The following is a 10,062-nucleotide window of genomic DNA, read 5'->3' as shown; positions in this document are numbered from 1 at the left end:
ATACAACAGCGCGGCATTGCATCCCAAGAAAATACTGTAAAACACACAAAAAACCGCCTGCATTTTTATAAAACACAGGCGGTTACAGAAGTTTTCACTTCAATACTTTTGGGCTTGATACTTGGACGTATCAGTCCAGCTTAAAGCGCACAGTAAACACATGGCCTTTAACACCATCTGCAACATTGTTACCCGAAAGAGCAAAACGCACCTGCTGCAAATATGTTAGCGCACTTTTTGTAAAATTTGCGCCGCCCATGGTTTTAAGCACCACGCAGTTGGTGGGAGCACCTGCCGCCGTAATATCGCACCGCGCCATCACGCGGCCTTCCAGATTTTTGTTTTCTTCCGCTGCCGGGTAAACGGGGGCTGCCGTGTTGATACGGTTAAGCCGCACAGTTTTATCTACGGCAGACATGGCGTTGATAACGGCGTATTCGTCCTTATCTTCCGTGGTATGACGCCAGTTGTACAAGGTTTCCAAACTTCTGGATAAACCTTCTGTGCCATAATTGAGTGTATAAGCTGCTTGGCCCGGCACCTTAACTTTCACGCTCAACCGAGGTGCTTTGGCAATCTCCTGTGCCGTGGCAATTGGCAGAAAGATACCGAACACTTTTTGCGGCGTGTCATTCGCAAACACCAAGGGAAAATTATAGTGCTGCTTGTTTGGCGTATCTGCCTGTAACTGCACAGAAACACCTGCTGTTGGCTGGTTTTTGGGCCACTGCAAGCCCAGCAGGAACCGGCTATATGTTTGGGAATTGAAGGAAAGCGCCGCGGTATCTACCAGATCCGCCCCTGTAAGCACATACATGCTCATCACCACCAGGCCATTACTTTGCCCATCTGCCGTCAACAGCGGTTGCGTAGGTGCGGGTGCAGGGCGCGAGTAAATAAAGCACGCCTGTAGCGTCTTGGCGTTTTTCAGGCTTTTGGCAATATAATCCTTATCATCCTGCTGAAGCGGCAGTTGCACAGCCAGCTTGCGAATATCCTGCGCACAGTAAACCTCGCCCCATGAGGGAGACAGCGAAGTAACATTGAGCAAGGAAGGCTTATCTGCCGAAAGCGCAGGATTACCTGCACCAGAAGCCGTTGCAGATGCCGGGGGCTGCACCGGCGCAATGGCTTGCGGCGCAGTGGCAACATGCCCACCGGGCACAGAACCAGAAGTTGCACACCCCGCCAGACACAAAAGCCCGAGCGCAGAAAAAATGCGTGTTTTCAATACCATTCAGCAATCCAATACAAAAAAGCGCGGCCCCTAAGGAGCCGCGCCTTTTATTTCCGATATCTTCCCTAAAGGAAAGAAAATCAGACGGAGTAATACATTTCAAATTCAACCGGATGCGGTGTGTGTTCGAAACGGTACACATCATCCCATTTCAGGGTGATGTAGCTTTCGATCTGATCTTTGGTGAACACGCCACCAGCCAGCAGGAACTCATGATCCGCAGCCAGAGCTTCCAGAGCTTCACGCAGGGAGCCAGCAACTGTCGGGATCTGCTTCAGTTCTTCCGGCGGCAGGTCATACAGATCCTTGTCCATGGCATCGCCTGGGTGGATCTTGTTTTTAATGCCGTCCATACCAGCCATCAGCATGGCAGCGAATGCCAGATACGGGTTGGCTGTAGGGTCTGGAAAGCGCACTTCAACGCGCTTGGCTTTGGGGCTTGTTGCGTACGGAATACGGCACGAAGCAGAACGGTTGCGGGCGGAATATGCCAGCAGCACAGGTGCTTCAAAGCCCGGAATCAGGCGCTTGTAGGAGTTGGTGGATGGGTTGGTGAAGGCGTTCAGCGCCTTGGCGTGCTTGATAATGCCGCCAATGTAATACAGGGCTGTATCGGACAGATCTGCATAACCATTGCCAGCAAATGTGGGCTTGCCGTCTTTCCAGATGGACTGGTGAACGTGCATGCCAGAGCCGTTATCACCATAGATAGGCTTGGGCATGAATGTTGCTGTCTTGCCGTAGGAATTGGCAACATTGTGCACACAGTATTTGTAGATCTGCATGAAGTCTGCTGCGCGCACCAGCGTTTCAAACTTGGTGCCAAGTTCGTGCTGAGACTGCGCCACTTCATGGTGGTGCTTTTCAATCGCCAGACCCATTTCGCCCATGGCTGCCAGCATTTCTGCGCGCAGATCGCTTTCGCTATCCACTGGCGGCACGGGGAAGTAACCACCCTTCACACCCGGACGGTGGCCCATGTTGCCTTCAGGATATTCCTTCAGGGATGCATCAGGGCCTTCAATGCTGTCGAGCTGGTATTTGCCATAGTTCGGGCCGGTGCCAAACAGCACGTTATCGAAAATGAAGAATTCAGCTTCCGGGCCAAAAAATGCCGTATCACCCAAACCGGAGGACTTGAGGTACTGCTCAGCCAGCTTGGCGGTGGAGCGCGGATCGCGGTTGTAAGGCTGCCCGGTGGAAGGTTCAATAATATCGCAGAACAGGATCAGCTGCGGACGAGCAGAGAACGGGTCCATCACTGCGGATGTCGGATCCGGCAGCAGAACCATGTCGCTTTCGTTAATGGCTTTCCACCCGCCGATGGAAGATCCATCAAACATGAAGCCATCGGTAAAGCTATCTTCCTCGATGGTGCTGACATACTGGCATGTATGATGCCACTTGCCCTTTGGGTCCGTAAAACGCAGATCCACCAGTTCCACAGAGTGTTCCTGAATCAGATCAAAAACCTTGGCAATTGCAGCAGCCTTGCTGTCACCCGCCGGAGCTGTTTTCTTTACCATGCTCTCTTCACCTAAGCTTTGTCAGCATGCCGCACTTTGCGGGCACGCGGTCTGCGGGAATAATGTACGCGCATCTTAGCGCCCCATACCTACGCATGGAGCGTGTTAGATTGCGTCTTCCCCTCGTTCTCCGGTACGGATTCGCACCACGTCATCCACCGGACTCACGAAAATCTTGCCATCGCCAATGCGGCCTGTGCGGGCCGCTGCGGAAATGGCTTCTACCGCCCGCTCCACCATGGAAGCAGGGCAGACAACTTCAATCTTCATCTTGGGCAGGAAATCAACAATGTATTCCGCGCCGCGATAAAGCTCCGTATGCCCCTTTTGCCGACCGAAACCCTTGGCTTCGATTACGGTAATACCCTGCAATCCAAGCTCATGAAGGGCTTCTTTCACCTCATCCAGCTTGAAGGGCTTGATTATGGCCTCGATCTTCTTCATCGCGCGTCGTCAACACACCATTGTTGTGCCCGTATTTTGGGCCTGTCCGTTCATGATGCCACCCTGCCCCTATAGGCAGAAGGCACCCCATACCGTTACACTTGCACGGCTTGCCCGTGCGGGCAATCAGGCAGATGCAAATTTGTATCGATAAAGCACCAAATCAACTGTTTACGCCAAATGTTTCGGTATCGCGTCTTATTCGCCTCTTTCCGCCAGCGGGGCAAGGAACTTTGTAATGACAAAATTGCTTAACAGGCAGATTGCAAACCAGCCTGTCACTATTTTTACGCTTATGTCCGAGCTGGCGCGCAAGCATAACGCCATCAATCTTGGGCAGGGTTTTCCTGATACGGAAGGCCCGCAGGACATGGTGCAACTGGCCGCAAATGCCTTACTGGATGGGCGCAACCAGTATGCGCCCCTTACAGGCCTGCCAGAACTGCGCGCCGCCGTTGCGGATGCCTCCGCCCGATTCCAGAACATTTCTGTAAATGCCGAATCGGAAGTGGTGGTGACATCTGGCGCTACCGAGGCCCTGGCGGCATCCTTTATGGCGCTGATAGAACCGGGCGATGAAGTGGTGCTGATAGAACCACTTTACGATACCTACCTGCCTGTTGTGCGCCAGCTTGGCGGCATTCCGCGCCTTGTACGGCTGGAAGCGCCAGATTGGGCGCTCCCGCAAGAGGCCTTAAAAAACGCCTTTAGCCCCCGCACCAAAGCCATTGTGCTAAACACCCCCATGAACCCCACCGGCAAGGTGTTTAACGCTGAGGAGTTGGCCTTTATTGCCGACCTTATGCGCCAGCACGATACCTACGCCATTTGCGATGAGGTGTATGAGCACCTTGTGTTTGATGTGCCGCATCTCTCGCTCATGGCCCTACCGGGCATGCGCGAGCGGTGCATTCGTATTGGCAGCGCAGGCAAAAGCTTTTCCTTTACCGGGTGGAAGGTGGGTTACGTTACCGCCCCTGCCCCGCTGGCTGCGGTGGTGGCCAAAGCGCACCAGAACCTTGTGTTTGCCACAGCCCCCAACCTGCAACGTGCCGTGGCCTTTGGGCTGAACAAGGATACCGCCTACTTTACCCAACTGGCGCAGGAGATGGATACAAAACGCCAGATCCTTTCTGCCGGGCTGGCGCGGGTGGGCTTTGGCGTACTGCCCTGCCAAGGCAGCTACTTTGTGATGGCGGATATTACCCCGCTGGCAAACGGGCTGGATGACATGGCCTTCAGCCGCCTGCTCACAGAACAGGCCGGTGTCACCACCATTCCCGCCTCTGCTTTTTATGATGCGCAAAGTGGCACACCCCCGCGCAACCTGATTCGCTTTGCCTTTTGCAAGCGTGAGGAGGTGCTGATTGAGGCTGTGGCCCGTCTGGAACAATGGAAAAGCCGCCAGGGCTGATTTTTCTATATAAAAACGCCAGAAGTGATTGACGAACGACGCAGTTTTCTCTAAACGTCCGCTTGCTGTGCGGCGGACGTAGCTCAGCTGGTAGAGCGCCGGTTTGTGGTACCGGTGGTCGCGGGTTCAAGCCCCGTCGTTCGCCCCAGCATTTTTCCCTTGAAACTTAAAATACCTTACGCACAGCCCCGCATACTGCGTGCACGCTTCCGCCTTATGCTTGCATCTGCGCAACTACCCTGCTGGCTTGCACCTGCTACAACCGGCTGAAGGTTCTGCCGCAGATATTTCCTTGCAATTAAACCCCGAACAAAAAAGCCGATCAGACCAAGCTGACCGGCTTTTGCCAAAACACCCTAATTAAGCGTTGTCCTGCATAAACTGGCGCAGGTCTTGCTCCGAAACCGCGCCATCATGTTCTAACAGTGCATCCTTGCCACCTACATGGTGGGGCATAATCATAAGCGGTGTGCCCTCATCCATGAAGCGTATCCGCAGGTCATTCCAACGTGGTGCAACAAAGCGAGAATAAGCCTGTGCCAGTGCACACTGATCAATGCACCAGTTGCTTGGATTTTCCAGGCTATATGTCCGCTGAACATAATTGTGCAGATACCGCCCGATCTGGGGCAGAAGTTCCGTTTCCCCAAAATAGGACAGGCCCGCACCAAAGCCCCACGGTTCTCCGGCTATCTGTTTGCCTTCATGATTATACGCATACAGCCGGAACCCGTAATCCGAACCGGATTTGAGTTCCTGCCACAAAGCAGGGAAATCGTGCGGGAAGTAGCCATCGCAATCCGCTGTCAGCACTGGGCAATGCCACTGGCCCACAATATGCGGCAGCATAAGGTAACGGATGCACGTATAGGCGGCCTTGTTCGCATGGTTAAGCTGCCCGTGCGTGAAGGAGACATCCATCCCCCTGTCTTTTTCCGAGAAAAAGGCCACCAGATCCCGCATCAAGGTCAACTGCTCATCCGTTGCCCGGTCCACCCCCAAACAAAGGCGGAAGCGCCCCTGTTCTGGATGAGCCTGACACGCCCGCATTAAAGACATGACAAGCTTGGGCACAAAGCGGAAATACGCACTATCGCACCCAAAAACCAAACAGGCATCTGGGGCATCTGCCTCTGCCCGGCCGGGCGCCACACTGGAATGCCAGCTCCAGCCCGCAATGCCCAACTGGTCTGTTACCTGTTGTTCATGCAGGTTATATGCGGCGGCTTCTGGCAACCATGTGTAAACACCGCAATTGTAATCAACAGCCTTGATACCGGAATCTTTGGAAAGCTTGCGGGCCGTAACGTAATGTGGGTCTGCGCTGGCCCGATCCTGATTGAGCCATGCGTAATGGCCTGCCACAATTTGGTTCCAGTATTGCGCCCTGTTCTGGGCCTGATCGGCCTGTACCAGTTGCAGCCGCTCTTCCTGCGTGCTGGCAGAAGCCACTTGCTCAAACTGATATGAATACGCCTGCCGCACATCTTCTGCCCGCAGCATAGAAGCAGGCAAAGGCACCATTAAAAAGTGAAAGGCGGGGTCAAACTCTTCTGTATCCGGCAGTTCCTTCAAGGCAGAAGGCAGCAAAAGCAACGCAGCCTCCCCCTGTGCTGTCCGCTGCACCAGATGTGTGAGCTGTTCGGGTATGGGGGCATCACCAAACCGGCCTTTCAGCGCCAGATTGGCTAAATCTGCGGCCTGCTGGGTCTCACCTTCCCGCAATGCCAGAATAGCGGAAAAGAGATATAAATCTGGCCGAAAATCCTGCAACGCGGCGCACAATACCGCCGTGCGCGCCAAGCCGAATTGCCCAATTTTGGCGCAATTTTTTGCCAGATCCAACAAACAGCCTGAATCTTCTGGGGCTACAAGCAAACGTTGGCGGGCGGCCTGTGCGGCTTGCACAAATGGGCTTTCACCCATTGCCTTTATCTGCGCCGCCAACGCCACCATAAAAGTTTTTTGCACAGGCAATGGGCTTGGTTGCAGAACACTTTCCGGTTCCCGCCCATCGGAAATAATAATGGCATCGCCTTTTTCACGCAGGAAAAGCGTACGCAAATCCCAATTATGCTCGCCAAGGCACAGCTTGAAATAAGAAAACGAAACCCGCTCGGCGGTCTGCTTGCCCGCAATCAGCCATTTCCCCTGCGCCAAACGGGCCAGCAATGGCACATGCTGGCTGAGCACTGGTGCAAAACGCTCCCAATTCTGGTTATGGGGCACCCAACCCAACAAGCCATCTGGTTGGTTCCACATAAACTGCGTACCATTTTTTAAACTTACCAGACCTTTTGCTTCGCCACTTTGTTCAACATGAGGCCGGATATCTGCAAATCCAAGCAGGCTGTTTCCATCAGCCGATAACTGAACCACGTTCCACTGCGGAGAAACGGCCTGTGCAACCGGAATACCCATAAGATAAAAATCACGATGTGCCAGAATGTGCCCGTGAAATGATATAAAAGAAAACATGCCTCAGCTTACCCCGGCTGCCCGTTCCATATGCGGAATCATGATTTTGGCTGACACTTGCATACAGGCGGCCAGCCATTTTCCTTAATGATGCACATAGTTAGCATAACATCTCCCGCGCGGGCACCTCTTGAGCGGTATGGGATAATCCGCCATCCCAGCCCTGACATGTTTGTGATAACAGGGCCTACTCCGCAAAAAACAAAGATTTTTGCCCGCGCATAAGCGCCATTGCGCTTGGTAGCGGCAGTTCTGTCCTGATCGTGAACAGCGCTGTGTTGCATCCCCGCTTATGGTCTCAATTCGCGCACTGCATGATGCCTATGCGTATTCCGCATCTGCGCGCAACGAATGCAAGACACTCTTCGAATCGGATGCAGTATTATGGCTAAAATCAAGGTCAAGAACCCGGTGGTGGAAATGGACGGGGATGAAATGACCCGTATCATCTGGCACTTCATTCGTGAGCGCCTGATTCTGCCCTATCTGGATATTGACCTGAAATATTACGATCTGGGCATAGAAAACCGCGATGCCACGGATGACAAGGTAACAGTAGAAGCCGCAGAAGCCACCAAGCGCTACGGCGTGGCCGTAAAATGCGCCACCATCACCCCGGATGAAGCACGGGTGAAGGAATTTGGGCTGAAAAAAATGTGGCGTTCACCCAACGGCACCATCCGCAACATTCTGGATGGCACCATCTTCCGTGAACCCATTATCTGCTCCAACGTGCCGCGCCTTGTGCCGCACTGGACAAAGCCAATCGTGATCGGCCGCCATGCCTATGGGGATATCTATCGCGCTGCGGAAACCAAAATTCCCGGCCCAGGCAAGGTGACGCTCAACTACATTCCCGAAGATGGCGGTGCGCCCATTACGCTGGATGTGCATGACTTCAAAGGCCCCGGTGTGGCGCTGGGCATGCACAATACCCGTGCCTCTATTGAAGGGTTTGCCCGTGCCTCTCTCGCTTATGGGCGAGACCGCAAGCTGCCAGTGTATCTGTCCACCAAAAACACCATCCTGAAAGCCTATGATGGCATGTTCAAGGATGTGTTTCAGGAAGTGTACGAAAAGGAATTCAAGGCCGAGTTTGAAAAGCTGGGCCTCACCTACGAACACCGCCTGATTGATGACATGGTGGCCAGCGCCCTTAAATGGCCGGGCGGTTATGTATGGGCCTGCAAAAACTACGATGGCGATGTGGAAAGTGACATTGTGGCACAAGGCTTTGGCAGCCTTGGGCTGATGACATCCGTGCTGCTGAACCCCACGGGCGATGTGGTGGAATCCGAAGCCGCGCATGGCACCGTAACGCGCCATTACCGTGAGCACCAGAAAGGCAAGCCCACCAGCACCAACCCCATTGCCTCCATTTTTGCATGGACACGCGGGCTAGCTTATCGCGGCCGCTTTGATGATACGCCAGACGTTGTGCACTTTGCCGATACGCTGGAAAAAGTGTGCGTGGATACGGTTGAAGGCGGGCAGATGACCAAGGATCTGGCACTGTTGGTTGGCAACGGCACCAAATGGCTGGACACGCAGCCTTTCCTTGATGTGCTGGATGAAAAACTCAAGCAGGCTTTAACTAAAGGCTAAGCTTTCTGCCGCACATCTTTATTGTTTTGTCATGTCTGCGTACCCCGAAGCAATTTTTTGCTTCGGGGTGTTGCTTATTCTAGGCCATTGCGCACCAGCCCGTGCTGGCGCAAAACAGAAACTGTATTTTAATGTAACCAGATAAGGGAGCATCACGCCACGCCATGACTGATACGCCAGCAGAAACAGACGTAGCCATAATTGGCGCTGGCCCAGCCGGGCTTTTTGCCGCTTTTCAGTGCGCCATGCTGCGGCTGAACTGTGTATTGATTGATGTGCTGCCAGAAGTAGGCGGCCAATGCGCGGCCCTGTATCCGGAAAAGCCAATTTACGATATTCCCGCCTGCCCCGCTGTAGAAGGCGCGCAGCTTATTGCCCGGCTGGAAGAACAGATTGCCCCGTTTAACATCCCACGCCTGCTAAAACACCGGGTAGAAAGCCTTACGGGCAACCGGGGCAACTTTACACTAGGTACCAACCAAGGCACCACGCTAAAAGCCAAGGCCATTATTATTGCCGCTGGTGCGGGGGCATTTGGCCCCAACCGTCCGCCGCTGGATGGTTTGGAAGCGTTTGAAGATACCGGGGCCGTGCAATATTATGTACGCCGCAAAGCCGATTTTGCAGGCCGCCGTATTGTTATTGCAGGCGGCGGCGATTCCGCGCTGGATTGGGCGCTTTCCTTAAAAGACAACGCCGAAAAGCTCTACCTCGTGCATCGGCGGGACAGGTTCCGTGGTGCGCCAGAAAGCCTGCGCCAGTTGGAAGAGGCTGTAGCTGCCGGGCAGATTGAAAAGGTTGTGCCCTATCAGCTTCATGCCCTGCACGGCCAGAATGGCGCGCTAAAAGGTGTAGAAGTAGCAGATCTGGATGGGGCCACCCGTATGCTGGAAGCCGATGTGCTGCTGCCTTTCTTTGGGCTGGCAACAGATCTGGGGCCTGTGGCGCGGTGGGGAATGGATACCATGCGCTCGACTATTCCCGTCACACCTTCCAGTTGTGAAACCAGCCTGCCGGGCGTGTTTGCCGTGGGCGATGTGGCCACCTACCCCGGCAAGCTCAAGCTGATTTTGCAAGGGTTTAGCGAAGCCGCCATGGCCGCCCATGCCATTTACCCCATTGTAAACCCGGATCAGGCACTGCACTTTGAATATTCCACCAGCAAAGGCGTGCCTGCCTAAAACCAACATCCTTATGGCGGCATGGCTCAAACTGGGCGCAACATGCCGCCGTTTTTTTTAAATCATTTTTTGCTCAGCCCCACTTACGCATACCTCCTTACAGTGTGCGCCATGACCGTTTCCTTACAGGTTCTGGCGTGGTGGGGCGCAGCAAGCTATGGTGGCCGCCTGATCTAT

The 10,062-nt window shown here is 53.9% G+C and carries 7 protein-coding genes and 1 tRNA gene; 4 read left to right on the top strand and 4 right to left on the bottom strand.

The features are described from left to right. Positions 1-130: 130 nt before the first annotated feature. From FKW31_RS13020 to FKW31_RS13010, 3 genes are all read right to left on the bottom strand, one after another. Positions 131-1,237: an energy transducer TonB gene (locus FKW31_RS13020; protein WP_150178742.1), complete on the bottom strand. Its 1,107-nt coding sequence runs from the start codon at positions 1,235-1,237 to the stop codon at positions 131-133. 80 nt (positions 1,238-1,317) lie between these two features. Then, positions 1,318-2,763: a type I glutamate--ammonia ligase gene (glnA, locus tag FKW31_RS13015; protein ID WP_003622499.1), complete on the bottom strand. Its 1,446-nt coding sequence runs from the start codon at positions 2,761-2,763 to the stop codon at positions 1,318-1,320. A gap of 105 nt (positions 2,764-2,868) precedes the next feature. Continuing rightward, positions 2,869-3,207: a P-II family nitrogen regulator gene (locus tag FKW31_RS13010; protein WP_003622497.1), complete on the bottom strand. Its 339-nt coding sequence runs from the start codon at positions 3,205-3,207 to the stop codon at positions 2,869-2,871. A gap of 238 nt (positions 3,208-3,445) precedes the next feature. On the opposite strand from FKW31_RS13010, the gene FKW31_RS13005 reads away from it, so the two are divergent. Beyond that, positions 3,446-4,621, top strand: a complete 1,176-nt coding sequence (locus FKW31_RS13005; RefSeq protein WP_150178741.1) for an aminotransferase — start codon at positions 3,446-3,448, stop codon at positions 4,619-4,621. 72 nt (positions 4,622-4,693) lie between these two features. Next, positions 4,694-4,769: transfer RNA gene (locus FKW31_RS13000), tRNA-His, on the top strand. A gap of 212 nt (positions 4,770-4,981) precedes the next feature. On the opposite strand, the gene FKW31_RS12995 is transcribed toward FKW31_RS13000, so the two are convergent. Continuing rightward, complete coding sequence (locus FKW31_RS12995; RefSeq protein WP_150178740.1) at positions 4,982-7,099, bottom strand: hypothetical protein; 2,118 nt, start codon at positions 7,097-7,099, stop codon at positions 4,982-4,984. Between the two features lie 384 nt (positions 7,100-7,483). Here FKW31_RS12995 and FKW31_RS12985 point away from each other — a divergent pair, with 384 nt between their 5' ends. Continuing rightward, a complete protein-coding gene (locus tag FKW31_RS12985) occupies positions 7,484-8,704 on the top strand; it encodes an NADP-dependent isocitrate dehydrogenase (RefSeq protein ID WP_063353682.1) in 1,221 nt (406 codons plus the stop codon). Between the two features lie 164 nt (positions 8,705-8,868). Then, the gene (locus tag FKW31_RS12980; protein ID WP_006117144.1) at positions 8,869-9,885 is read left to right on the top strand and encodes an NAD(P)/FAD-dependent oxidoreductase; all 1,017 of its coding nucleotides are present in this window, start codon (positions 8,869-8,871) and stop codon (positions 9,883-9,885) included. Positions 9,886-10,062: the final 177 nt, after the last annotated feature.

This window comes from Acetobacter sp. DmW_136 (genome assembly GCF_008690365.1).
In the GTDB taxonomy this organism is placed as follows: domain Bacteria; phylum Pseudomonadota; class Alphaproteobacteria; order Acetobacterales; family Acetobacteraceae; genus Acetobacter; species Acetobacter oryzifermentans.
This window is presented reverse-complemented; position numbering and strand designations above follow the sequence as displayed.